General features: G+C 60.6%; 22 protein-coding genes. 12 read left to right on the forward strand and 10 right to left on the reverse strand.

Annotated elements, in window-relative coordinates; all coding sequences use genetic code 11:
• Positions 1–35 precede the first annotated feature (35 nt).
• Genes VL130_RS06350 through VL130_RS06360 form a run of 3 tightly spaced genes read left to right on the forward strand, consistent with a single transcriptional unit; the run spans position 36 to position 4,596 of the window.
• Positions 36–1,571, forward strand: coding sequence for a tryptophan halogenase family protein (locus tag VL130_RS06350; RefSeq protein ID WP_325361897.1), 1,536 nt, complete (start codon positions 36–38; stop codon positions 1,569–1,571).
• Positions 1,568–3,094 carry a tryptophan halogenase family protein gene (locus tag VL130_RS06355; RefSeq protein ID WP_325361898.1) on the forward strand — a complete coding sequence of 509 codons (1,527 nt, stop codon included), beginning with the start codon at positions 1,568–1,570 and terminating at the stop codon, positions 3,092–3,094. Before VL130_RS06350 ends, VL130_RS06355 begins: the two co-directional genes overlap by 4 nt.
• Complete coding sequence (locus VL130_RS06360) at positions 3,091–4,596, forward strand: tryptophan halogenase family protein (RefSeq protein WP_325361899.1); 1,506 nt, start codon at positions 3,091–3,093, stop codon at positions 4,594–4,596. The genes VL130_RS06355 and VL130_RS06360 overlap by 4 nt, the downstream gene beginning before the upstream one ends.
• On the opposite strand, the gene gabT is transcribed toward VL130_RS06360, so the two are convergent.
• From gabT to secA, 7 genes are all read right to left on the reverse strand, one after another.
• On the reverse strand, positions 4,593–5,870 hold the full coding sequence (gene gabT / locus VL130_RS06365; protein WP_325361900.1) for a 4-aminobutyrate--2-oxoglutarate transaminase: 1,278 nt from the start codon (positions 5,868–5,870) through the stop codon (positions 4,593–4,595). The two genes, VL130_RS06360 and gabT, sit on opposite strands and share 4 nt — an antisense overlap.
• A 67-nt stretch (positions 5,871–5,937) precedes the next feature.
• On the reverse strand, positions 5,938–7,479 hold the full coding sequence (locus VL130_RS06370) for a tetratricopeptide repeat-containing sulfotransferase family protein (protein ID WP_325361901.1): 1,542 nt from the start codon (positions 7,477–7,479) through the stop codon (positions 5,938–5,940).
• Positions 7,466–9,088, reverse strand: coding sequence for a tetratricopeptide repeat-containing sulfotransferase family protein (locus VL130_RS06375; RefSeq protein WP_325361902.1), 1,623 nt, complete (start codon positions 9,086–9,088; stop codon positions 7,466–7,468). Before VL130_RS06375 ends, VL130_RS06370 begins: the two co-directional genes overlap by 14 nt.
• Positions 9,085–10,215, reverse strand: a complete 1,131-nt coding sequence (locus VL130_RS06380) for a succinylglutamate desuccinylase/aspartoacylase family protein (RefSeq protein WP_325361903.1) — start codon at positions 10,213–10,215, stop codon at positions 9,085–9,087. Before VL130_RS06380 ends, VL130_RS06375 begins: the two co-directional genes overlap by 4 nt.
• Before the next feature lie 69 nt (positions 10,216–10,284).
• Positions 10,285–11,220, reverse strand: a complete 936-nt coding sequence (locus VL130_RS06385; RefSeq protein WP_325361904.1) for a hypothetical protein — start codon at positions 11,218–11,220, stop codon at positions 10,285–10,287.
• Positions 11,221–11,267: 47 nt separating this feature from the next.
• On the reverse strand, positions 11,268–11,855 hold the full coding sequence (locus VL130_RS06390) for a hypothetical protein (RefSeq protein ID WP_325361905.1): 588 nt from the start codon (positions 11,853–11,855) through the stop codon (positions 11,268–11,270).
• Between the two features lie 200 nt (positions 11,856–12,055).
• Positions 12,056–14,935, reverse strand: coding sequence for a preprotein translocase subunit SecA (gene secA / locus VL130_RS06395; RefSeq protein WP_325361906.1), 2,880 nt, complete (start codon positions 14,933–14,935; stop codon positions 12,056–12,058).
• A 299-nt stretch (positions 14,936–15,234) separates the two neighbouring features.
• On the opposite strand from secA, the gene VL130_RS06400 reads away from it, so the two are divergent.
• The 5 genes from VL130_RS06400 to VL130_RS06420 all read left to right on the forward strand — a co-directional run bounded on the left by VL130_RS06400 (position 15,235) and on the right by VL130_RS06420 (position 19,555).
• Positions 15,235–16,215: a peptidylprolyl isomerase gene (locus tag VL130_RS06400; RefSeq protein ID WP_325361908.1), complete on the forward strand. Its 981-nt coding sequence runs from the start codon at positions 15,235–15,237 to the stop codon at positions 16,213–16,215.
• Between the two features lie 483 nt (positions 16,216–16,698).
• Entirely contained in the window at positions 16,699–18,120 is a 1,422-nt protein-coding gene (gene argJ, locus VL130_RS06405; protein ID WP_325361909.1) for a bifunctional glutamate N-acetyltransferase/amino-acid acetyltransferase ArgJ, read from the forward strand.
• Between the two features lie 264 nt (positions 18,121–18,384).
• Positions 18,385–18,687: a DUF1330 domain-containing protein gene (locus VL130_RS06410; protein ID WP_325361910.1), complete on the forward strand. Its 303-nt coding sequence runs from the start codon at positions 18,385–18,387 to the stop codon at positions 18,685–18,687.
• A 64-nt stretch (positions 18,688–18,751) separates the two neighbouring features.
• Entirely contained in the window at positions 18,752–19,150 is a 399-nt protein-coding gene (mutT, locus tag VL130_RS06415; RefSeq protein ID WP_325361911.1) for an 8-oxo-dGTP diphosphatase MutT, read from the forward strand.
• A 69-nt stretch (positions 19,151–19,219) separates the two neighbouring features.
• A complete protein-coding gene (locus VL130_RS06420; protein WP_325361912.1) occupies positions 19,220–19,555 on the forward strand; it encodes an excalibur calcium-binding domain-containing protein in 336 nt (111 codons plus the stop codon).
• Here the strand turns inward: VL130_RS06420 and VL130_RS06425 are convergent.
• Positions 19,552–20,451: a methyltransferase domain-containing protein gene (locus VL130_RS06425; RefSeq protein WP_325361913.1), complete on the reverse strand. Its 900-nt coding sequence runs from the start codon at positions 20,449–20,451 to the stop codon at positions 19,552–19,554. The genes VL130_RS06420 and VL130_RS06425 overlap by 4 nt on opposite strands.
• A 15-nt stretch (positions 20,452–20,466) precedes the next feature.
• Here VL130_RS06425 and VL130_RS06430 point away from each other — a divergent pair, with 15 nt between their 5' ends.
• From VL130_RS06430 to VL130_RS06445, 4 genes are read left to right on the forward strand one after another with little or no spacing between them, the layout of a single operon-like run.
• Positions 20,467–21,291 carry a ComF family protein gene (locus tag VL130_RS06430; protein ID WP_325361914.1) on the forward strand — a complete coding sequence of 275 codons (825 nt, stop codon included), beginning with the start codon at positions 20,467–20,469 and terminating at the stop codon, positions 21,289–21,291.
• Positions 21,292–21,346: 55 nt separating this feature from the next.
• Complete coding sequence (gene grxC, locus VL130_RS06435; RefSeq protein ID WP_325361915.1) at positions 21,347–21,601, forward strand: glutaredoxin 3; 255 nt, start codon at positions 21,347–21,349, stop codon at positions 21,599–21,601.
• Positions 21,602–22,432, forward strand: coding sequence for a carbon-nitrogen hydrolase family protein (locus VL130_RS06440; protein ID WP_325361916.1), 831 nt, complete (start codon positions 21,602–21,604; stop codon positions 22,430–22,432).
• Positions 22,429–22,917 (forward strand): DUF1178 family protein, encoded by a 489-nt coding sequence (locus VL130_RS06445; protein WP_325361917.1) that lies wholly within the window; start codon positions 22,429–22,431, stop codon positions 22,915–22,917. The genes VL130_RS06440 and VL130_RS06445 overlap by 4 nt, the downstream gene beginning before the upstream one ends.
• Before the next feature lie 40 nt (positions 22,918–22,957).
• On the opposite strand, the gene VL130_RS06450 is transcribed toward VL130_RS06445, so the two are convergent.
• Complete coding sequence (locus VL130_RS06450; RefSeq protein WP_325361918.1) at positions 22,958–23,986, reverse strand: DUF4167 domain-containing protein; 1,029 nt, start codon at positions 23,984–23,986, stop codon at positions 22,958–22,960.
• Positions 23,987–24,302: 316 nt separating this feature from the next.
• Complete coding sequence (prmC, locus tag VL130_RS06455; protein WP_325361919.1) at positions 24,303–25,157, reverse strand: peptide chain release factor N(5)-glutamine methyltransferase; 855 nt, start codon at positions 25,155–25,157, stop codon at positions 24,303–24,305.
• Positions 25,158–25,189: the final 32 nt, after the last annotated feature.

Consider the following 25,189-nt stretch of genomic DNA (forward strand, 5'->3'; position numbering starts at 1 on the left):
AAGCGGCAACGGACGGGAAGACTATGAATTCACCTTTGAGAGTCGTTATTCTGGGCGGCGGTACGTCCGGCTGGATGTGCGCGGCGGCCTTAAGCGGCGTACTGAAACTAGGACAAAAAGACAGCCTGCTGGATGTGCGCCTGGTTGAATCGGCCGAAATCGGCACGGTCGGGGTCGGTGAGGCCACCCTGCCGCAGATCAAGGATTTCAACGATTATCTCGGCATCAATGAAGCCGAATTCATGCGCCGGACCAAGGCGACCTTCAAGCTGGGGATCGAACTCCGCGACTGGGGGAAGCTCGGTAATAATTATCATCATCCCTTCGGCGCCTTCGGTATGCCGATGGCCGGTGTCGAATTTCAGCATCACTGGACCCGCGCCAATGCGCTGGGTAAGGCGGCGCCGCTGGAAGACTATTGCTACGCCATTCAGGCGGCGCGGCGGCAGAAGTTCGATTTTCCCTCGGAAGACAAGCAATCGATCAAATCGACCTTTTCCTACGCCTACCATTTCGATGCCGGGCTGTACGCGGCGTTCCTGCGCGAATTCTCCGAAGCGCGCGGTCTGAAACGTACCGAAGGCAAGGTGAAAAACGTTACGCTGCATAGCGACAGCGGCAATATCCGCAGCCTCATTCTGGAATCGGGTGAGGAAATCGAAGGCGACCTGTTTATCGATTGCTCCGGCTTTCGCGGCCTGCTGATCGAGGAACAACTGATGGCCGGTTGGGAAGATTGGTCGAAATGGCTGCCGTGCGATCGCGCCCTGGCGGTGCCGACGGAACGGACGGCAGATTTCCATTCCTACACCCGCTCGACCGCGCTGGCCGCCGGCTGGCAGTGGCGCATTCCGCTCCAGCACCGCGCTGGCAATGGCTATTGCTATTCCAGCGCCTTTATCAGCGAGGACGAGGCGCACAAAACCCTGATGGGCAATCTCGACGGCGCCGCGCTGGCCGAACCGAAGCTGCTGCGTTTCACAACTGGCCGGCGCAAGAAATCGTGGTATCGCAACTGCCTGACCATCGGCCTGTCGAGCGGCTTTCTGGAACCGCTGGAATCGACCAGCCTATATCTGGTGCAGATCGCCATCACCACCTTTATCCAGCTCCTGCCCTCCACCAAATCGATAGATCCGAAGCTGGCGGAAGAATTCAACCGCTTGATCGATACCGAATACAAGCGCGTGCGCGATTTCCTGATCCTGCATTATTACGCCAATACGCGCACCGATGCCGCCCTGTGGGAATACACGCGCAATATGACCGTGCCCGACAGCCTGAAAGACAAGATCGAGCAGTACCGCCATCGCGGCCGTGTTCCCAATTACAAGGACGGCCTGTTCTCGCCGCCTTCCTGGGTGTCGGTGCTGAATGGTCAGGATATTACGGCCCACGGGTACGATCGCATGGCCGATAATATAGATGACGCCACCCTGATGGAAAAGCTGGAAACCATGCGCGGCCGTATTCAGGCCAGTGTCGACGCCATGCCAGACCACGCTGATTTTGTTGGTGATTACTGTTTCGTGCCGCCGTCAAAAGCCATGATGGAAGGAGCGGCGAAATGACCGGTCTGGATATGAGGCAGGTCCGCAAGGTCGTCATCGTCGGCCGTGATGTCGCGGCCTGGCTGGCGGCGAATGCGCTGGCCCGCGCGCTGGGCGGCACCGGTCTCAAGGTCGAGGTCGCCGAATTACCGGGTTTGCTGCGCCCGCAGGACACGCTGGCGAGCCTGCCGCAACTCGAAAACTTCCATCGCCTGCTGGGTTTCGACGAACATAGCCTGCTCAAGGCGACAGGCGGTAGCTATTCTCTTGGCCAGAGCTTCGTCAATTTCTCCAGCGCGGCGCCGCCGTTCTTCCATCCCTATGGCAGTCATGGTGGCTCGATCAACCGTGTGTCCTTCATGCCGTTCTGGATCAAGGCGCGGCAGGCCGGATTGAATGTCGCGCTGGAGGAGTTTTCCCTGACGGCAGCAGCGGCCAAACAGGGGCGCTTCTTCACGCCGACGGCTGAGATGAGCGCGTTTGGCAGGCTGGATTACGCCTATCACCTGAAAGCACAGTCTTATGTGCAGTTCCTGAAAGCGCAGGCTCTGCGCCGGGGTGTCGAGGTACTGCCCTTGCGTCTGTTTGATGCCCGGCGGGACTCGGAGACCGGCCATATCACCGGCCTGATCAGCGCGGATGGCCGCGTGATCACCGGTGACCTGTTCATCGACGCGACTGGGCCAGAAAGCCTGCTGCTGGGGCAGGCTCTAAGCGTCGGTTTTGAAAGCTGGTCGCAATGGTTCCCCGGTAATCGCGTCCTGACGGTTTCCGGCGAACGGCTTCGCAGCCTGCCGGCCTATTCGCAGGTGCGCGCCCTGTCTTCCGGATGTCTCCACCTGACGCCGGTGCAGGATATGACCGGCCTCCAGCATGTCTACAACGACACACACATCACTGATCAGGAAGCGCTGGAAGCCACCGCCCTGATCGCCGGCCTGCGCCTCCAGCCTGATGCGGTCGTGTCACCCCTGATGACCGGCCGCCGGCAGCAGGCCTGGGTCGGCAATTGTATTGCCGTGGGCGAAGCGGCTTGTGGTTTCGACCCGATCGACAATGTAGGCATGCACGCGCTTCAAACCGGGCTGGCTCACCTGATCGACCTGTTCCCTGTGACGCCGGACAGCCGGTTGGAAGCGCACGAATATAATGCCCAGATGCAGCAGAGTTTTGAGCGTATCCGTGATTACCAGATCGCTCATTACAAACTCAATCGCATCGATAATGAGCCTTTCTGGGATCGGCTGCGTGCGATGGAAATCCCCGATACGCTGGCCTACAAGATCGAACTGTTCAAGGCGCGCGGCATGGTGCCGCTTTATGAAGAGGAAGTTTTCGTGGCCGATGACTGGCTGGCGCTTTTCACCGGTCACGGCCTGATGCCGCGCAGTTATGATCCGGTGGCCGACATGACGCCTGACGCCGACGCCATTGGCCACTTCCAGAAGATGCTGGGCTTTATCAAGCAGCATGTGGAGAAAATGAGTTCACATGACGCGTTTATCGAACGCAACATAGCAGGCAGCCTGGCTAAAACAGTATGAGCAAAATAATCAAACGCATCGTCGTTGTCGGTGGCGGCACCGCCGGATGGATGACCGCCAGCGCCTTGTCGAAAGTGCTGGGCACGCGGAACCACACCATCACGCTGGTTGAATCGGCGGAGATCGGCACGGTCGGGGTTGGTGAAGCGACCATCCCGCAAATCCGGCTGTTCAATGATTTGCTGGGGCTGGATGAGGACGATTTTGTCCGCCGCACCAGCGGCACCTTCAAGCTCGGTATTCGCTTCGTTGACTGGCGCAAGGATGGCCAGTCCTATATCCATCCGTTCGGTCTTTACGGCGCCGATATGGACGGCATCGAGTTCCATCATTTCATGCTGCGCCAGGCGGCGATGGGCGGCAGCCAGGATTACGGCCGCTACAATGCCGAGATCATGGCTATCCGCGAGGGCAAGTTCGGCCGGGCGAAAGCCGACGCTTCGGGGGTGCCCCGCATGAACTACGCCTACCAGTTCGACGCCAGTCTTTATGCTGTCTTCCTGCGGGATTACGCCGAAACGCGTGGGGTGGTGCGCCGCGAAGGCAAGATCGTCCAGGTTCATCAAGCCGCCGAATCCGGTGATGTCACCGCTGTGGAACTGGCGAGCGGCGAGCGGATCGAGGGCGACCTGTTTATCGATTGCTCCGGCTTCCGCGGGTTGCTGATCGAAGAGACGCTTAAAGTCGGCTATGACGACTGGAGCCAGTGGCTGCCGTGTAATCGCGCCGCCGCCGTGCCGACTGAAAAAGCCGAGGGACCGATTGAGGTCTATACGCGCTCGACCGCGCGCGAGGCCGGCTGGCAGTGGCATATTCCGTTGCAGCACCGCACAGGCAATGGCTATGTTTTTTCCAGCGAATTCATCAGCGAGGACGAGGCCTGCACGAAATTGTTGTCGCGCCTCGAAGGCAAGCCGCTGAAAGACCCGAAGGTGCTGCGTTTCGTGACTGGCCGCCGCCGCAAGTCATGGAGCCATAATGTGCTCGCTTTCGGCCTGTCGTCCGGCTTTCTCGAACCGCTGGAATCGACGTCCATCCATCTGGTTCAGGTCGGGATCGCCAAATTGCTGGCGATGTTCCCCAAGACCGGCATCCAGCCGGCCGTGGTCGATCAGTACAACCGCGAAATGGCGGCGGAATATATCAATATCAAAGACTTCCTGATCGCGCACTACCATGTGACCGAGCGCGACGAGACCCCTTTCTGGCAATATTGCCGCCATATGAGCATTCCCGAATCGCTCAGGGAACGGCTGGACCTTTTCGAGAGCGTTGGTCAGTCGGCGGTGCGCAATACCGACCTTTTCAAGGAGGTTAGCTGGTTCTCGCTAATGGTCGGGCAGGGCAGGCCGCCGCGTGAATATCACCCGATCGCCGACCTGATTTCGGAAGACGAACTGAAGCAGCGCCTGACTCAGGTGCGGTCAAAAGTTCAGGATCGCGTCGATGGCCTGATCAGCCATGACGCCTTTATCGAGAAAAACTGCCGGGCGAATATCTAAACTGTCAGCGCGATTTCCAGCCTGGCCAGGCCTTCGTCAAGGATGTCGTCGGAGGCGGTCAGCGGTACGAGCAGGCGGATGGTATTGGCGTAGACCCCGCAGGAGAGCAGGATCAGGCCATTGGCCTGCGCCTTGGTTGTCACCGCCTTGGTGGTGGCGGCATCCGGCGTGTGGCTGCCGCGTTCGGTGACGATATCGAAGGCGATCATGGCGCCGAGGCCGCGAATCGCGATTATCGGCACGATATCGTTGCGATTAGCCAGCGCTTCGAGTCTGGCCTTTAGTTTCGCGCCCTGACGGTTGGCGGCGTCGAGCAGCTTTTCTTCGTCGATGACCTCCAGCACGGCCAATGCGGCGGCGCAGGCGACCGGATTGCCGCCATAGGTGCCGCCGAGGCCGCCGACAACCGGCGCGTCCATCACCTCGGCGCGGCCGACCACGCCGGAAAGCGGATAGCCGCCGGCCAGCGATTTGGCCATCGTCATCAGGTCCGGCTTCACATCGTAATGTTCCATGGCGAACAGCTTGCCGGTGCGGCCAAAGCCGGTTTGGACCTCATCGGCGATCAGCAGGATGCCGTGTTCGTCGCATTTTTTACGCAAGGCGCGCATCAGTTCCGGCGGGGTGATCAAAAAGCCGCCTTCGCCTTGCACCGGTTCGATGATGATGGCGGCCACGGCGTCCGGCGCGATATCGGCCTTGAAGAGGTAATCGAGCATTTTCAGCGTATCGTCGCTGTCGATGCCGTGCGCCTCCACCGGAAAGGGCAGGTGATAGATGCCGGGCTGTTGCGGGCCGAGGTCTTTCTTGTAGGGGACTACCTTGCCGGTCAGGGCCGAGGTCAGGGCGGTGCGGCCGTGGAAGCCACCGGTAAAGGCGATGACACCCTCGCGCCTGGTATGGCAGCGGGCGATCTTGACGGCGTTTTCGACCGCTTCGGAGCCGGTGGTGAAGAAGGCGCACTTGGCCGGCCCGTCGATCGGCGCCAGGGCGTTTATCTTTTCGGCGAGGGCGATGTAGCTTTCATAGGGCACGACCTGGAAGGCGGTGTGGGTAAAGGCGTCCATCTGTTTCAGCGCGGCGGCCTGCACCTTCGGGTGGCGATGGCCGGTATTGAGCACGGCGATGCCACCGGCGAAATCGATGAAGCGGTTGCCGTCGGCGTCCCACAGCTCGGCGTTTTCAGCGCGACCGGCGTAAAGCGTGGTGGCGTGACCGATACCGCGGGCGACAGCGGCGGTGCGACGGGCGGCGAGATCGGCATTGTTGGTCATGGGAAGGCTCCGGCAATCAGATTGAGCGGAGACTACAGATTGTGATCACAATATGCCAGACACTTTTTTAAGACAAAGCGTCGCCCTTGGCGTCGGTGAACCCCCCTGCCTCAAGTTTGCTTCTCAAAGGTAAAAGTTCCGCCTCATATCGTCGCCATGCGCCCATACCATCGGCATTGATCGGCTTGCGCACCTGGCTCGCACTGGCCGAGGAGACAGCGCCTTTTGTGGTGTGCGGACTGAGGCAGGCGTCTTCAAACGGCAGGCCGCAGGCATTGAGCAATCGCCGGATCTGCGTCTCCGGATCGCGGATCAGGTTCTCAAGCGAGACATCGATCAGACCGTTGCCCAAACAGCTTTTCCAATGCGCCATCACCCCGCGATAATGGGCGTAATGCGCCGCCAGGTCGGCCTGATCAAATGACCAGCCGGCGGCGAAATAGAGCTTGTAAGCGCCGAACAGCGCATCCATTGGCTCGCGGCGGACATGCACAATCGCCGCATCGGGAAAGACCAGCCGGATCAGGCCGGCATAGTCGGAATTATGCGGCAGTTTGTCGGTGACGCAAGGCGAGCCATCGTGGCGCCACGCCGTTTCCTGATCATAGAAATCGGCAATGGCCTGCGGATCGGCGTGCCCTGCGGCGATGATGGTATCTGTGTCGAGCAGAGCCGGGCTTTGCGAACCGGAAACGGTCTTGACGGCGGCCGGGAAGGTCGGCAGTTCACCCAGCGCCTGCACCTGGCTATGCGTGCCGAGGATGCGCTCGACCAAGGTGGTGCCGGACCGTGGCAGGCCGATGATGAAGATGCGGCGCGGCCCGGTGCGCCGGATATCCGGCACGGCAGCGAAACGCTCGGGCGGAAAGGCCGTTGTCCACGCGGCGAGTGTCGTTTGTTCGGCCTCTGCCGACCAGGCCGGACGCCTCTGCGTCACCGGCTGGGCACGCGCCGCAGAGGCGCCCTTTTGCAGCCAGTTCCAGGCATTGGCCCGATCATCGATATCGTCATATTCCTTGAAAAGCGCGTAACCCTGACAAGCGTGATGCAGCGCAGTCTGTACGGGGGCAGAGAGCAATCGTTCGATATGATTTCGCGCCGGTGTCCAGCGTTTCAGCCGCGCCAGAGCCAGATGGGCCGCCCAGTTGCCTGTTTTGGCGGCGGTATCATAGCTGCGTTCAGCCTCATCGGTCAGGCCGAGAAATGCCTCGGTTTCACCGCGTGTCTTCCAGTATGGACCAGTTTGCGGCATCAGTTCGGTGGCGCGTTGCAGCAGGGACAGGGCTTCGGATTCGAGCCGGGCATTGCAAAGCGTCAGGCCGAGCATATTCCAGGTGGCGGCATCGCCTTCGGCGCCCGGCGTCTCCAGCAGGGCCACGGCTTCGCGGACGGCGCTGACCGCCTCGGCCTGACGACCAAGCGGTCCCAATATCCGACCCTGCTGAGCGAGGAACGGGATTCGCGCCGGGCCTTCGAGCTGGCGCAGCCCTTCGGCCAGCAGACTTTCGGCCCCGGTATAGTCGTGGCGCTCTATGAGCCGCGCGGCCAGATTCCAGAGTGCGAAAACAATGTCCGTATTGCCGACAGGTGGCGCATCAATTTGTGGCATTGCCGTCTTCATCGATCGCACCCATGGCCTCCAGGCGCGCGCGCAGGGGCATCAAGCCTGACGCATAGCGCCGCCACGCGCCCACGCCTTCGCTATTGATCGGCTTGCGCACCTGGCTGGAGCTGGCCGAGGCGACGGCGCCTGTGGTTTCATGCGGGTTGAGGCAGGCGGCCTCGAATGGCAGCCCGCAGGCGTCCAGAATCCGGCGGATATGGCCTTCCGGATCGCTGATCAGCGCTTCCAGCGATACCTCGATGATGTCATTACCAAAGCAGACCTGCCAGTGGCGCATCAAGTCGCGGTAATAGCCGTAATGGTCGGCCAGGTCGTTCTGATCGAAGGACCAGCGGGCGGCGAAATGCAGCTTGTAGGCGCCGAACAGCGAATCCAGCGGATTGCGGCGCATGTGAACGAACAGGGCGTCAGGAAAGGCCAGCCGGATCAGGCCGAGATAGTCGGTATTGTTCGGCAGCTTGTCGATCATGTAGGGCCGGCCGTTATCGAGATAGGCCGTCTCCCGCTCATAGAAATCGGCATAGGCCTGCGGATCGGTCCTGGCGGCCGTGGAGATGGTATCAGCATCGAGTAAGGTCTTGGTCTGCGATTTCGACACCATCTTCATGGCGGCGGGAAAAGCCTGTAACTCACCGGGCGCCTGCACTTGCGAATGGGCGGCCAGGATGCGCTCCATCAGGGTGGTGCCGGAACGCGGCAGGCCGATGATGAAGATGCGGCGTGGGCCAGTACGCGTAGTTGCCTGCGGAATTGTGAAGCGCTCGGCGGGGAACCAGGTCCGCCAGGCGGCGACGATTTCGCTTTCCAGCCGCGATGACCAGGCGGCATTGCGCGGGGTTTCAGGTTCCGCCTTGGCAAATTCCGCCCCTTTTTGCAGCCATTTCCAGGCGGCGGAGCGGTCGTCTATATCGTCGTATTCCTTAAAAAGGGCATAGCAATAACTGGCCTGATGAAGCGCCGTTTGATCAGGCTCGATGGAAAGCAGCCGTTCGATATGGTTATTCTGTGGAGACCAGCGCTTCAACCGTGACAGGGCGAGATGCGCCCCCATATGCGGGACAAGCGCCGCGGCTTTTTCAAAGCTGGCCTCGGCCGCTTCCAGGTCTCCCAAAAACTGTTCGGTTTCGCCGCGGCTGAACCAGTAGGCGGCGGCATCCGGTTGCAGGGCCGTGGCGCGTTGCAACAGGGGCAAGGCCAGGTTTTCGCGGGAGGCACGCGACAGATGGGTGGCCAGCAGATGCAGGGTTTCTGCGTCCTCAACCCCTATGGCCAGGGCCTGCCTGGCCGCTTCGCAAGCCTCCGCATAGCGGCCAAGCGGCGTCAGGGCGCGGACACGCTGGGCGAGAAAACGGACGCGGGCCGGATGATTGATCGGCAGGAAGCTGGTCCCTTCAGCCAGAACCGTCTCTGCTTCCTGATATAGATAACTATCGAGCGCCGCCATGCCCCACAGCCACCAGGCCTGGAGCTTTTGCGGGTCGAGTTCGACGACGCGCCGAGCGGCGGCAATGACAGCGGCATGGTCATGGCGGCCGGCAGCCTGCATCGCCTCATCAAGAGCGGCGTCGGCGGGACGGAGGATATAACCGGTCATTTACTCTTGACCATCGGGGCGGTTTCCGGACAACCGGTCCGGGCGCAGACACCCTTATCCGACCAGGCAATCAACCGCACCACCATGTCGCCCGGTTGGGTGCGCGGGTCGGTGCCCATGCCGAGAATGTGAGCGTCGAAGGGCGCGGTGAGGGTGGCGATGATCTGCCCAAACGGATCGGTGACTGTGGCGAGTACATCGCCCTTCCTGACATTTTGGTTGAGCTTTACCTTCACGTGTGACCAGCCACCGCGCGGGCTTTCGACATTGGTCACCTGATTGCCGAGATAGGGTTCCGGATCGCTGAGATCGGGTATGCCGGCGATCATGCCGCGATCGATCATGACATTGCGCACACCGCGAAGGCCGCGCGCTATCAATTTGCTGTCAAAGACCTCGGCGCCGCCCAGTTCATAGGTCACGGCCGGTACGCTTATGGCGTTCAACATATTCTCGACCGCGCCGTCGATACCGGGGTCCATGTTGATGACGTCCGGACGCAGCATGTCGGCGATATGGCGCGCCTGGGCTGTCTGGGCGAAGACATAGGCGGGATAGGTGCCGCCGCGCGATTGCGTGTGCAGATCGACGGCGAAATCGGCATTACCCGTGAAGATATTCGACCATAGCCGTCCGGCATAGCGCGTGGCGGCGTCGCCCTCGTGACCGTGCTCGGCGGTATCGTTGGGCATCAGGCGGTTGAGATTGCCACCGGAGCCGGAATGGTAGCCGCTGAAAGCGCGGGTGGAATGTTCCAGTCCGGCAGCATTCAGGCCCGGTACGGCGACGAGAGTGCCGCTGAGGGTCTTTGGATCGATGTCCGTCACCAACTGCTGGATGACCGCGATGCCGTTCAGCTCATCGCCGTGAATGCCCGCGGTCAGCAGGAATTTCGGCCCTGGCTTCGCGCCCTTGATGACAACAACCGGCACGTACCAGCCCTGGCCGACTGAATTGTCGGTAACCCGGAACCACAGCTTCGTCACTGCCCCGGTGGGCAGGTCGCTGATATCCAGCTTCTCGATCACCGCCACGCCATCGACCTTGTCGCCGGTGTAGACGGTTTGCGCCATGACAGGCGAAGACATAACAAGCAGGGCGGCGACGATAGCGGTCAAGTATTTCATGCGGATATCTCTCTAAACAGCTTTGATCCGTAGTCTTAGCCGTTTTCAGTTTCGCCGCAAGGTATCCGTTTAGTGTCCGGCCTCGAACGCCTTGACGATCTGGAACTGCGCCAGCCGGATATCCAGTTCGGCGGCGCGATCGACCTTGCCGTCGTCGTGCAGGCGCAGGTCGGTCAGCTTGCGCTGGATGTCGGTGTCATAGGCGGCCAGCAGTTGCAGCAGTTCCGGCTTGCTCAGGACCTGAGCCTGGACAAGGGCGTTCATGCGGATGACCTTATCTTCAAGCTCGGTCTGGGCCACGGCGGCGATGGCGGCCAGCCGGTATTTGTCGGATTCCGACAGCTTGGAGAAATCGATATGGCGGGCCACTTCCTCGATGATCAGTTTCATGTGCTGGGTGGCGATGAAGTGTCGGACGAGGGCGTCGGTGCCGTCGATGCGGTAAACCGCGCGCGCCAGATCGATGCGCTCCTCCACGGCCGGATCGATCACCGGCGTGGCGGCGTAGGTGGCGGCGCTTTCAGCTGTCTGGCCCGGCGCCTTGAAGGCGGTGAGAATGGCGGCAGCGGTTTCGTGATCGAAATTGGCCGATGCCGGTACGACGGGCGCCGCACCCTGGCCGGCAGCCAGGCCGTAGGTGATGCCGGAAGACCCGGCCTCCGGCGCGCCAAGATCGAGAATGGCCAGCATACCCCTGGTCTTGACTTTTTTAACAGGCGCCGTTTCATCGGCCGCCATTGACATGGCTTCCGCTGTCGCCACGACCGGCGCGGCGGTGGCCTGGGCCAGTTGTTCCGGTGTCATGCTGCTCATGGCCTGCATGACGGCGCGGTTGATCTCGCCTTGCGTTTCGGTTGGCGGCCGCATGGGCGTAGCCGTGCTCTGATTGAGATAGGCCTGCATCTGGGAAGATTGATTGAAGGTCATCGCGGTTTGCGCATGAGCGGAAACCGCGGGCAAGACGAGCAGGGCGAACACACTGATCCGCAACCGTTTAAAAGACACCGACACCAAACCCTATCCCCCCAAAAGTTCTCTGCTATTGCCGTGTCTTAACTCGCCTGCGATTCCGTAAAGGTCTTGATGATTCGGATCACCGCCTCGACCATGTAGGTCTGAACCTCGCCGGCCAATGCGTCCTGCTGCATGAACTTGGCGGCGTTATATTTGGCTGCGGCGATCGACGAATTGGCGATGATAAGTTGCTGGATCTCGTCCGAACTGAAGGCCGGCGCCTGCGCCTCGGCGATATTCTCGATCAGGCTGTTTTGTGTATCGAGCAGGATCTTGTCGGCAATCTGATTGTAGCGCGCGTCCTGTTCCGGCGTCAGCGTGGTCAGGCCGGCGCGGTCGATGACGATCAGGCGCGTGGCGGTCTTGGTATTGGTGATGACTTCGCGCACATTGCGGGAAACGCCGTTTAGTTCCATCAACTGCTTGTAAAGATCGACTTTTTCCTGAACGTGGGCGGTCTCGGCGGCGTCGTTGAGCTGCGCCACGGCGCTGACCGCAACATCACCGGCGGCGAGGGCGTATTGATTGGAGGGGGAGGCGGCAACAATTTCCTGCGCGGCGCACGGCAGGGCGATAGCGCTCACGGCGCCTGCCATCACCAAAGCCTTGAATCTGAACCCGAACACGGCACCCCTCCGCTTAATCAAAGATTAAGCATGAAGACTAGCTCTATCCACAGGCTGTGGCAATGGGGGAATGCCCTGCAGGCGAACGGAAGGCGTTCGGTGTGTCTTTTAAACGCAGTTCCTTGCCGGGATCATTAAAAAGGCCTCCGCCTGAGTTCAGGCGGAGGCCTCAAGATCGCATTCCTGATGGCTCAGAAGCGTTAAACCAGTGTGCCGTGGCAATGCTTGAACTTGTTGCCCGAGCCGCATGGACACAGGCCGTTGCGCGAGGTGTTCTCCCAGCCGGTTGGCAGGGCCTGAGGCGGCAGGGCGGCGCGCTGTTCCGGCGTCAGATCGTCGCCCAGCTTGGGACCACGCTCGTTCAGGCCGGTGTGCGGATCGAGATGCACTTCCTCGAAGGCCCGGCGCTGTTGCGGCAGCGAAGGCGCAAACGGCATTGGATCGGCGGCCTCTGTGGGCTGCTCGAAACGGATTTCCATGGTCATCAGCCAGCGTGTGACCGAGTGGCGCAGATTGGTCAGCAGGGTCTCGAACAGGGTGAAGGCTTCGGTCTTGTACTCATTGAGCGGGTCGCGCTGGCCGTAGCCGCGCAGGCCGATAACGGCGCGCAGATGATCGAGGTGCATCAGGTGTTCGCGCCAGTGCATGTCGATCATCTGGAGCATGAACTGCTTTTCCAGCGCCTTCATCTGGTCGTCGCCGAGCAGCCGCAGGCGTTCCTCCATCTTCTCAGCCGCCAGCTTCTGGATACGCTCTTCGAATTCCTCGTTGGCGATGCCTTCTTCCTCGGCCCATTCCGCCATAGGCAGGTCAAGGCCGGTCAGGTTGAGGATGGCTTCCTTCAGTTCCGGGATTTCCCACTTTTCGGCATAGGCCTTGGGCGGCATGTGGCGCTCGACCAGATCGTGGATCGTGTCGGTGCGGAATTCGCCGATCAGTTCGGACAGATCCGTGGCGTCCATGAAGTCCTGGCGCTGCTCGAAGACGGCCTTGCGCTGGTCATTGACCACATCGTCGTATTTCAGCAGGTTTTTGCGGATTTCGTAGTTGCGTTGCTCGACGCGTTTTTGTGCGGTGGCGATGGCGCCGTTGAGCAGCTTGTGGGTGATCGCTTCGCCTTCTTCGACGCCGAGCGACTTCATCATCGCGTTCAGGCGGTCGCCGGCGAAGATGCGCATCAGGTCATCTTCGCAGGATAGGAAGAATTTCGAACGGCCGGGGTCGCCCTGACGGCCGGTACGGCCGCGAAGCTGGTTGTCGATACGGCGGCTTTCGTGGCGTTCGGTGCCGAGCACGAACAGGCCGCCCAGTTCGAGCGCCTTTTGCTTGAGGCCGGCGACCTGGGATTCGATTTCGCCTTTTTTAGCCAGAATCTGTTCGGCCGACACTGCGTTGCCGGCGGCGTCCTGTTCGGCCAGCCATTTCTGCACGCGCATGTCGACATTGCCGCCGAGCTGGATATCGGTGCCGCGGCCGGCCATGTTGGTGGCGATGGTGACGGCGCCGGGAATACCGGCATCGGCAATAATGTCGGATTCCTGCTCGTGGAAGCGCGCGTTCAGAACATTGTGCGGGATGCCCTTGCCGGATTTGTAGGTGATGTCGTAGGCGTCTTCGCCGGCTTTCAGGATTTCCTTCTTGTCGGCATTGGCGTACTGCGATTTCAGGGTGCGTGACTCCTCGACCTTGTAACTATAGTCGTTGAGGAACTTCGACAGGTCGTCGGATTTTTCGATCGAGGCGGTGCCGACCAGGATCGGCTGACCCTTGACGTAGCAATAGGCGACCTGGGCGGCGATGGCGGCAAATTTCTCGGCCTCGGTGCGGTAGACTTCATCGTCGTCGTCGATGCGCTTGATCGGACGATTGGTCGGGATTTCCAGCACGTCCATCTTGTAGATGTCGCCGAATTCCTGCGCTTCGGTGGCGGCGGTGCCGGTCATGCCCGACAGCTTGCCGTACATGCGGAAATAGTTCTGGATGGTCACCGAGGCCAGGGTCTGGTTTTCCGGCTGGATCTCGACGCCTTCCTTGGCTTCGATCGCCTGGTGCAGACCTTCGCTAAGCCTGCGCCCCGACATCATGCGGCCGGTGAATTCATCGATCAGGACGATTTCGCCATCCTTGACGATATAGTCCTTGTTGAGTTGGTACAGCGTATTGGCGCGCAGGGCCTGGTTGGAATGGTGGACCAGCGAGATATTGACCGGGTCGTAGAGACCGGCGGAATCTTCCGCCAGATGGCCGCCGGCTTCCAGCATTTCCTCAAGGCGTTCCGAACCGGCTTCCGACAGCAGCACCTGGCGTTGCTTTTCATCCAGTTCAAACATGTCCGGGTCCTTGATCAGCTCAAGGGTGACGGTGTTGAGAATTTTGTAGAGTTCCGAACGGTCCTCGGTCGGGCCGGAGATGATCAGCGGCGTGCGGGCTTCATCGATCAGAATCGAGTCGACTTCATCGACGATCGCAAAATTGTGGCCGCGCTGGACCATTTCACTGGTGCTGTAGGCCAGGTTGTCGCGCAGGTAGTCGAAGCCGAATTCGTTATTGGTGCCGTAGGTGACATCGGCATTATAGGCCTGCTTGCGCTGCCCCTGGCTCAGACCATTGACGATGACGCCGGTCGAGAGGCCGAGGAAGCGGTAGACGCGGCCCATCCAGTCGGCGTCGCGCTTGGCGAGATAGTCGTTGACCGTGATCAGGTGGACGCCCTTGCCTGCCAGGGCATTGAGGTAGACCGGCGCGGTGGCGACCAGGGTCTTGCCTTCACCGGTGCGCATTTCGGCGATACCGCCCTTGTGCAGGATCATGCCGCCGACAAGCTGGACATCGTAGTGACGCTGGCCGATGGCCCGCAGCGAGGCCTCACGCGCCACGGCGAAAGCTTCGTCCATCAGCGAATCGAGCGAGGCACCCTTAGCGATGCGGTCCCTGAAGATTTGCGTCTGGCCGCGCAGTTCGTCGTCACTCATGGCCTTGTATTTGGGTTCAAGCGCCGTGATACGTGTCGCCCGCACCAACATGGACTTGACCTTGCGGTCATTGGAGGAGCCGAAAAGCATTTTGGCGATGGCCAGCATGAGAAACCTTAACTATGAATTTCGTATCAGTCGAAATGGCCTAAATCGGGCCAAATTAGCCTGTCAGATGTAGAGGCCAGAGATGGAGCATTGTGAAGGCGGCGCGAAATCTTCTTATTTATCTGTAGTGTTCGTAACGAGACTGAAACGACTTACAGGTCAAATAGGTCCGGAATAGCGCTTTTCAAGCACGGGCACTGACTTAAGCGGCGGAATGATGTATGTCAATCTTAGCTTAGGGCCAGCTTCGGTAAGCACCCGGTTTGCTCTGCTGGTTTGGGGAAGGTTTGGGGAAATTCATGGTTAAACGCTCTGTTCTGCGCCTTGTTTATGTGCCTGCCCTGTTGGCGCTATCCTTAAGCGTCGCCGGTTGCAACAAGCCGACCGTCAGCAATGAAGCGCCGCCGGAAGCCGGCGATGTCGCGGTGGCGCGGATCGACGGTGAAACCATCTGGACCTCCGATGTCCGCGCCGAAGCGATCGCCCAGGGCCAGATCGGCCCCGGTGAGCCGCTCGATGTGACCTCGGACCTGTTTTCGCGCACGCTTGAAGAGGTGGTCGATCAGCGCCTGTTGGCCAAGGCGGCCGTGGCCAAGGGGCTGGAAAAATCGACCATCGCCCAACGCCGCCTGCGCGCCGCTCACGACCGGATTCTGGGGGATATGCTGGTCGAAAACACCATCGACCGCGATATCGACGACAAGGCGGTCAAGTCGCATTACGATGAGCAGGTTCAGCTCTCGAAACAATCCGAGGAAATCCGCACCCGCCTGATCCTGTTGAAAACAAAAGCCGAGGCCGACGCCGCGCTGAAGCAACTACAGGCTGGGGCGCTGTTCGAGGCGATGGCGATGGAAAAATCGATCGACCAGGGCACGCGCTTCAATGGCGGCGATATGGGCTATTTCACCACTGACATCATGCCGCAGGTCTATAAGCCGGTGCTGGCGACGGCCAAGACCGGTGATACGGTCGGCCCGGTCCAGACGGAAGGCGGCTGGGCGCTGCTGCGGGTCGAGGATCGCCGGCCGGAACAGTTGCCGACGCTTGAGGAAGAGCGCCCGATCATCATGCGCTACCTGATCTATAATCAGGTCGCCGGTATGCTGAATTCGCTGCGCAAGAAGGCCAATGTCGAGCTTCTGGTCAAGCCGTCCAAGATGTCGGGCGCCCAGGAACCGGATTCGGCTCCGGCTTCAGAGGCCGCCGATGACGCGTCGGCGGATAGCGCATCAGCTTCCAGCGCTGAACCCGCGAAAAAGGCTGGAAAAAAGACGTAAAGCGCAATCCGGCCTTTTTAAAAGGTTTGTTCATCCGCTGTCAGGCGACAACAGGCGGTTTGATTAGAATTTCGCCGTTCCGGGTGCGAAACCGAAGGCCAGCAGACCCATCAGGAAGGCTTCAATTTGCTTTTTCATTGGACTCATTTCCAAATGCAGGGGGGTGTTTAAGCGAAGGTTTTAGTCAACGACCGGCAGACGGTGCGCCTTGGCCCAACTAACAATGAGGTTCACGAGAATGCTTGCGATGGACTTCATAACACTTATTCCTGCGGGCGAAGTGCCCGGTTCATATTTATTGACAGCGCTGTCATATCATATTTCGCACATGCGAGAAAGACGTTCATCATCACAATTGACATAACGCCCGGTAACGGTTCGTGTTGTGCTTTGGCATTGCCCCTGATGCCTTTAGCTATGGCGTCCTTACCGGCTCTCTGTTAAGGGGCAGAACCGTATTCCGTAAAGCAAGGAACCGCGCCAATGACCAAGACGCCGACTTTAAAGACCCCCGCCGCCAGCCGCATTACCCAGCGCGCCGCCGAAGGTCTTGAGCGCGCGCTTGATCCCTTCACCAGCGCCGTCAAACGCGCCGTCCAGACCGGCGCCGATGCGGTCGCCAACCTGACGCATCCGGCTGACGCCGAACCGGCCAAACCTGGCAAGCCCGGCCTGGCCGTTTCGCCCCTGGCCGTGCCGTTTCCCGTCATGCCGCCCGTCGGGGGTGTGCAGCTTTCCACGGCTCAGTCCGGCTTCTACAAACACGACCGCAAAGACACGCTGCTGATGAAGTTCGCCGAGGGCACGACCTGCGCCGGCGTTTTCACCCGCCACACGATCGGCTCCGCGCCGGTTGACTGGTGCAAGAAGCAACTCGACGCCAATGAGGGTCTCGATGTCCGCGCCCTGATCTGCAATGCCGGCTGCGCCAACGCCTTTACCGGCAAGCCGGGCGCTGACGCTGCCCGCCGCACGGCTTCGGCGCTCAGCCGCCGCATCGATTGCCGCCAGCGCGATATCATGCTGGCCTCGACCGGGGTGATCGGGCAGGTGCTTGACGATTCCAGGATCGCCGCCCGGCTGTTCGATCTCGAAAAAGACCTGCGCGCCGATGCCTGGGCCGAGGCCGCCGCCACCATCATGACCACCGACACCTTCCCCAAGGGCGCCACGGAAACGGCGATCATCGACGGGGTGACGGTGCGCATCAACGGCATCGCCAAGGGGTCCGGCATGATCGCGCCAGACATGGCGACCATGCTGGCCTTTATCGCCACCGACGCCACCCTGTCGCCCGGTGTGTTGCAGGCTCTGCTGGCCCTGTTCACCCGCACCACCTTCAATTCGGTGACGGTCGATGGCGACACCTCGACCAACGACACCTGCCTGCTGTTCGCCACGGGGGCTGCCGGTGCGCCGAAGATCTCCCGCGCCGGTGACAAGCGCCTGGCCGACTTCAAGGCCAAGCTGGAAAGGGTCATGCACGCCCTGGCCACGCAACTGATCCGCGACGGAGAGGGCGCCACCAAGTTCGTCAAGGTCAATGTCACCGGCGCATCAAGTCCGGCTTCGGCGCGCAGGATCGCCAAGTCGATCGCCGAAAGCCCATTGGTCAAGACCGCCTTCGCTGGCGAGGACGCCAACTGGGGCCGGATCGTCATGGCCGTCGGCAAGACCGAGGAGCCGGTGGACCGCGATCGCATCGCCATCCGCTTCGGCGATCTGGTGGCGGCCGAACACGGGGCGGTGTCGCGCACCTATGACGAGGCGGCGATGAGCGCCTATATGAAGAAGGCGGAGCTGGAGGTCAGCGTCGATGTCGGCGTCGGCCGCGCCACGGCGCATGTCTATACCTGTGACCTGACGCATGGGTATATCAGCATCAACGGCGATTACCGGTCGTAAGAGGCTATCTTTGGACGACTGCGACGCAATCGTCTCAAAGCTAACCACTTACGCTACTGCGCAATTTTATACCTCCCCATCTATGATGGGGAGGGGGACCCTCCGGCGAAGCCTTTAGGCGAAGACGGATGGTGGTGGGGTGTCTTGCTTTCCAAACCCTAATATCTTGGCACAGTAACCATATTAATGCGGTATTCACGTCCATGACCTACGCATAATCGTGTCTATAGCGTTCAAAAGGCCCGACCACACTGGTGAAGCGCGTTGATCCAGATCGTGGTGCTCCTTTATGTCGGCGATGGCGGCATCTCAGCGCTGCGGGCGCATGAGGCCGAAATGGCGCCGATCATTTACCGCTACGGCGGCCAGATCGTCTCAGCCTCGCAGCCCTCCGCGCCGCGTCCCGGTGATCCGGATGAAATTCACATCCTGCATTTTCCGGATATGAAGGCCTTTGACGATTTCCGGGCCGATCCGGACTCTCAGTCTAAGTTGGAACAACGCCGTCACGCCATCTGCGATGCGCGCGTCTATATTACTGACCAGTTCGTCACCTGTATCGATTAGGCGGGATTTGCCTCGGCGTCGCTTTTAGGCCAAAAGGAGCTTCCTTTTGTCCGGAAGCGTTCCTATGAAAACCATCCTTGTCGTTGCCGCCGCCCTCGTTGATTCCGATGGCCGGGTGCTGATCGCCCAGCGCCCGGAAGGCAAGCAACTGGCCGGCCTGTGGGAATTTCCCGGCGGCAAGGTCGAACCGGGCGAAACCCCGGAAATCGCCCTGATCCGCGAACTGGAAGAAGAACTGGGCATTGTGGTCAAACAGGCCTGCCTGGCACCGTTCGTTTTCGCCTCGCACACCTATGAAAGCTTCCATCTGCTGATGCCGCTTTACCTGATCCGGCGCTGGGAAGGCGAACCGGAGGCGAAGGAACATGCGGCGCTCAAATGGGTGCGCCCGAATGACATGCGCAACTACCCGATGCCGCCGGCCGACGACCCGCTGGTCGCCTGGTTATGCGATTTTATCTAAGCATTAAGAGTTTTTGAAAACCCGCTGTTAGAGATTTATGCGTAACTTCGTTATTTGGAGGGGCGGGCAATGACGCATGGACCAAGCTACGGACAACAGGCAGCGGCGAAGGAAGCCGCCTTTTTACGACAGCGCATGACGGCGGCGTCTGGCCGCCTGCGACACGAAAGCGAGATTTCCGACCGGCTTAAACTGATCAGCACCGTGGTCCTGATCGGCCTATGTCTTTATCTCGGCCTGACCCAGTTCAGCCCGTGGAACTTGCCGACCACCCTGCGTCATCTGGCGGCGGGCGGTGGCTGCGATATCGCTCGCGCGGTCAAACTGGCGCCGGCCCATCGTGGTCAGCCGGGCTACTGGAGTTATCTCGATACGGCTCGCAAAGGCATCGCCTGCAAACTCTAAAGCTTGCCCTCTTTCACGCCCAGCGCATCGGCCAGGCGCATTTTCGCCGAGCCGGGACGCAGGGGCTTTTGCTGGCTGTCGTGCGCTTTCCAGCCGGAAAGCGTGATGATCTCGAAGGTCGCCGCAATGCGGCCTTCCGCATCGGCATGGCGCTCGAAATAGAGCGCGGACGCCTTTTCCAGAATGGCGCGGTTCAGGCCCTTGCGTGGGCGCTGCAACAGGATATTGCTCTCGCCCATCAGCCGCAGGTCGGCCATCAGGCGCAAGGGGTGCTCATAGGTCACGGTCACACGGTCTGAATCAACCACAGGCATGTTGAAGCCGGTACGCTTCAAAAGGTCGATCAGGTCATGGCTCTCGGCGAAGGGCGCGATGCGCGGGCCATAACCGCCCCGCACCTCAAGCTCGGCCTCCATCAGGCAGGCGCGCAACTCGGTCAGGGTTTCGCCGCCGAACAGTGAGCCGATAAACAGGCCGTCGGGCTTCAGCGCCCGCCTGACCTGCACCAGCACGCCCGGCAGGTCGTTGACCGTATGCAGGCTTAAGCCATTGACCACGAGGTTGAGGCTGTCATCACCGAAGGGCAGGGCCTCCTCGTCCATGATCAGCCGCGCCGCGCCTGATTGCTGCGCGGACAGTTTTTCCGAAAGGTCTCCCTCGATCAACAGGCCGACTTTATCCGCGACCGGCGTGCCCATAATGGCCCGCCCGAAAGCGCCGTCGCGCGCCGCCATATCCAGCGCCACATCGAACGGTCGGTTGATGGCGGAAAGCGTCTCGATCAGGTCTTCCACGGCGCGTGCGCGCAGAAAATGCGCTTGCGAAAAGCCGCCGGCCGCGCGATCAAGTCGGTGGGCCAGCAAATTACGATCAAACAGACGAGGTGGAAGCGACATGGCGGGGGACTCTATATGCGACTGAAGTCCCGTTTAGGCCAAATCCGTTCCGAGGTTAAGGCTTTTGTCGAGGACCACCTGACGGCCGCTCATATCCGCGCCTCTTTAGCCCACGCGCTCGATACCGTCTTCCCGCCACACCGCTTTGACAGCATGGAAGACGCGCCGCCGGAGAGCCTGATGGGCGCTGGGCTGGCAGCAGCAAGCTGGTCGCGGATGCGCTTTCTCGATCATGACGGCTGCGATATGTGCGCCCGGCCGTTTGAAGGCGGCTTGTTCCTGGGCGTGGGCGCCCATTGCAGCGAATGCAGCGACAAGCCGTTCCCGTTTCGTCGCGCCCGTGCCGCCTGCATCTATGATGAGGCGGTGAGCGGACTGATCCTGGGTTTCAAGAATGGCGACCGGCTCGACCTTGCCCCCATGTTGACGCGCTGGCTGGAACGTGCCGGCGCTGATGTGATTGCCGGGGCTGATATCGTCATGCCGGTGCCGCTGCATCCCTGGCGTCTGCTGCATCGCCGTTTCAATCAGGCGGCTGAACTGGCCCGGCCTGTGGCGCGGCGACTGAACCGGACCTATCTCGGCAATGCGCTGAAACGCACGCGCCAGACCCATCAGCGTGGCAAGGGCGCCCAGGCGCGCTGGGAGAATGTCCGCGGCGCTTTTGCGATCAGCGCGAAGGACCAAAAACGCATTACCGGCAAGCGCATCGTGCTGATCGATGATGTGTTTACGACCGGCGCCACCTTACGCGCTTGCGCCGATACCCTATTGAAAGCGGGGGCGGCGTCAGTCGATGTTTGCGTGCTGGCAAGAGCCGTGAAGCACTCATCACTTTAATTTCTTACACGTTTTCCTATATTCTCTTTAAAGTATCCCTTGTACCGAGTGTCCCATGCCCCAGATCGATATCTACACCAAGCCCTATTGCCCCTACTGCGAGCGCGCCAAGGCGCTGCTTGAGAAGAAGGGCGCCGTATTCAAGGAGATCGTCGCCTCGCACGATCCGGCCCTGCGCGTGGAAATGAATGAGCGCTCCGGCCGCTATACCTATCCGCAGATTTTCATCAACGGCGCGCATGTCGGTGGTTGCGACGACCTGATGGCGCTGGACTCGCGCGGCGGTCTCGATCCGCTGCTGGCTGCTTAAATGACAGATATCCTCAACCTCGCCCTGATCCAGACGCGGACGCCGGCCAACCCGGCTGACGCGCTGGAACACGTTCGTCCGCTGATCATGCAGGCCGCCAGCAATGGCGCGCAATTCATCCTGCTGCCGGAATGCGCCAACCTGATGGAGGCGCGCAAGGAACAGAAAGCGTTGGTGGTCACGACCGAGGCCGAGGATGTCTTCATCAGGGGTGTGCGCGAACTGGCGCAGTCGTTGCGGGTGGAAATCCTGATTGGTTCGGCGATTATCAGGTCCGGGATCGATGCCCGCGCCGCAAACCGTAGTTTATTGATCAATGCCCGCGGCGATATCACCGCGCGCTATGACAAGATCCACCTGTTCGATGCCGATACGCCCGATGGTCGCGCCTACCGTGAAAGCGCCACCATGCGGCCGGGCGAAAACGCGGTAGTGGCCCAGACCCCGTGGGGAAGCCTGGGCCTGACCATCTGTTATGATGTCCGCTTCTCGCATCTCTATCGCACCCTCGCTAAAAGTGGCGCGAAAATGATCGCTGTCTGCGCCGCCTTTACCGTGCCGACCGGCAAGGCGCACTGGGAGGTGCTGCTGCGTGCCCGCGCCATTGAAACCGGCTGTTTCGTGCTGGCCCCGGCCCAGGGCGGCCTGCACGAAGACGGCCGCACCACCTATGGCCACTCGATGGTGATTGCGCCCTGGGGCGAGGTCATCGCCCGGCTGGACCATGACCGTCCGGCCGTTCTGGAGGCCAGTATCGATTTTAGTGAAGTCACGCGCGCCAGGCAGGCCTTGCCTTCGTTGCAGCATGACAGAGAGTTCAGAGTATTATGATCCGTTACGCGTTGAAATGTATTGTCGAGCACGAGTTTGAAGCGTGGTTTTCCTCGTCGAATGGTTTTGACGAACAGGTGGCGCAAGGCCTTGTCGAATGCCCGATGTGCGGCTCCAGGGCTGTGAGCAAGGCGATCATGTCGCCGATGGTGCGCACCACCAAGGGCAAGGATGCGCCCACTTCCTTAGCGGAGGCCCAGCAGGCCGTGGCCGAGGCCCTGCATCGCCTGCGCCGGCATGTTGAAAACACGCATGATTATGTTGGCAGCGGTTTCGCCACCGAGGCCCGCGATATTCATGAAGGCCTGGCGCCGGATCGCCCGATCTATGGCGAGGCGACGCCGGACGAGGTGCGCGGGCTGGTCGAGGACGGTGTGCCGGTCGCGGCGGTGCCGGTGTTCTCGCCGCCGTCTGCGATTGATGCGGAGACGAAAGTGCCGGTCTTGCCCGCGCCGTCGCCGGTCATCGACAAGAAACTGAATTAAGAAAAAAAAGCCTCCGGTCATAAACCGGAGGCTTTTTTGATCAGGCTTCTTCCGAAGCGCTGGCATCTTCTTTTTTCTTGCGGACCCGCTTGGGCTTGGCTTCCGCTTCCGGTGCGGCGGCAGGCGCCTCAGCGGCCACCGGCGTGGGGCGGTGCAGGAAGGCTGGCAATTGCGCGGCGTCGTTTGAGGTGTCGGCGCGGGGCTTGCGTTCCGAACGCTCGCGCTTTTCTTTCACAACGGGCGCTTCGGCGGCAGGCGCATCAAAACTGAGATCTGCCTGGGCCGGACGCACGCCTAGCGGCTGGGTCGAGGCGATAAAGGCCGGCGCGACATATTCGGCTTCGGCTGCCGGCGCATTCACGTTCTGCTCCTGCTCGGCGAAGCGCTGCTGGCGACGGCGCTCATAGCGTTCGCGACGGGTTTCGCGGCGATTGCCGTTTTCATCGAATTGCGGTTCCGAATCGCGCGGGGCGTTGTCACGGGGGGCAGCGTCGCGCGGCGCATTGTTGCGCGGCTCGAAACTGCGCGGCTCGTTGTTGCGCTCGCCGGTATTGCGATCATTCGGACGGAATTCACCGCGAGGTTCGCGCCCGTCACGATCCTTGAAGTTGCGATTATTGCGGTCGTTGTTTTGACGATTGCCGTTGTTATTCCGGTCGCGATCATTGCGCTCGCGGTTTTCGTAACGCGGCTCATCAAAGCTCGGCTGGGGATCTTCGGGACCGACGACCGTGTTTTCATCGTCGCCGCCGTCGCCGTCCAGTTCTTCGTCGTAATCGTCGAAGCCGCTGGAGAACGGATCGCGCTGCACGAATTCCGACACCGGGCGCGTCGGTTGCATCTGGCGGATCATGCGGAAATAATGTTCGGCGTGTTGCAGGTGGTTTTCAGCCAGCACACGGTCACCGGCGGAATTGGCGTCGCGCGCCAACTGCTGGTATTTTTCGTAGATGGTCTGGGCATTGCCACGCGCCTTGGTGCCTTCCGGCCCGTTCGATTCGTAGGCGCGGTTCGGATTATTCGAATTGCCAGCGGGTTTGCGGTTGCTACGGCTGCGTTGCCGTTTCATGCCCCTGAAGTCTTTCATCGGTAATTTCGTCTCTCTTACGCTCCGCCCGGTGTATTCCTGGGGCGGCGAAATATGTGCATAAATTTCAAGTCGGACCGTTGGCTATCGTCGTGTCGAGCGGTCGTAAACCTTGCAATTGTCCTGGCTTTAAGGGGCGCGGGAGCCTTGTTTATGACCCGTAGAACCTCGCGCTCTCACAGTCCTCTGCCGCGTTGATACCGCTTATACTCAAAGTCGGGCTTGTTCGCGATGTGAGGAAGACAGTTATCTCTAGCCTTTCCGAAGCTTTCTGCCAAGCGGAATTTTCACTCTGGCTTTAGGCGGGCTTCTGGCCGGTGACCACGCGCGGCAGGTTGGAGAGGTCGAGATACGTAGTGACATCATCAAAACCCGCTGATCTCATTAGGTTTTCGACATCCATCGCCTGGTCGAAACCGATTTCGAGATAGGCCATGCCGCCCGGCTTGAGCAGTCGGAAAATCTCCGGCGCCAGCTCTATATAGGCCTCCAGGCCGCTTAAGCCGCCATCCAGCGCGAGAATCGGGTCGTGTTCCTTGACCTCCGGTTCGAGCGTCGGAATTACGTCGGAACGGATATAGGGCGGGTTGGAAGCGACGATATCGAACGTGCCATCATGCAGGCCGGACCCCCATGAGGTGCGCAGGAAAGCCGTCTGGCCTCTGAGGCCGAGATTGGCCGAATTATCGCGCGCCACGGCCAGGGCGTCTTCGCTGATATCGGTGCCAATGCCCTTGGCCGCCGGGCGTTCCGACAGCACCGACAGCAGGATGGCGCCGGAACCGGTGCCGAGATCGGCCAGTTGAAAGCTGTCGCCCGGCTGTGAGCGCTTGAGGATCATATCGACAATGACCTCGGTTTCCGGCCGCGGGATCAGCACATGTTCGGAGAGATTGAGCAGCAGTTTCCAGAAGCCCTTGCGGCCGAGAATCCGCGCCACCGGCACGCGCTTCTCACGTCGCGCCAGGTATTCTTCCAGGGTGTTGATCTCGTTCTCGGTCAGCTCACGGTAGGGATCGGTGAGGATATCGGCGCGGGTGGCGCCGGTGGCCGCTTCGAGCAACAGGCGCGCGTCGATGGCCGGCGAGTCGATGAAGGCGGCCTTGAGGCGTTGCTGGGCACCGGTCCAGGCTTTGACGAGAGTAAGGGGCATTGGAAAGTTCTTCAGTGATTGAAAAGCAAGAA

Origin of the sequence: Asticcacaulis sp. (assembly GCF_035497195.1) — a bacterium.
Lineage (GTDB): Bacteria > Pseudomonadota > Alphaproteobacteria > Caulobacterales > Caulobacteraceae > Asticcacaulis.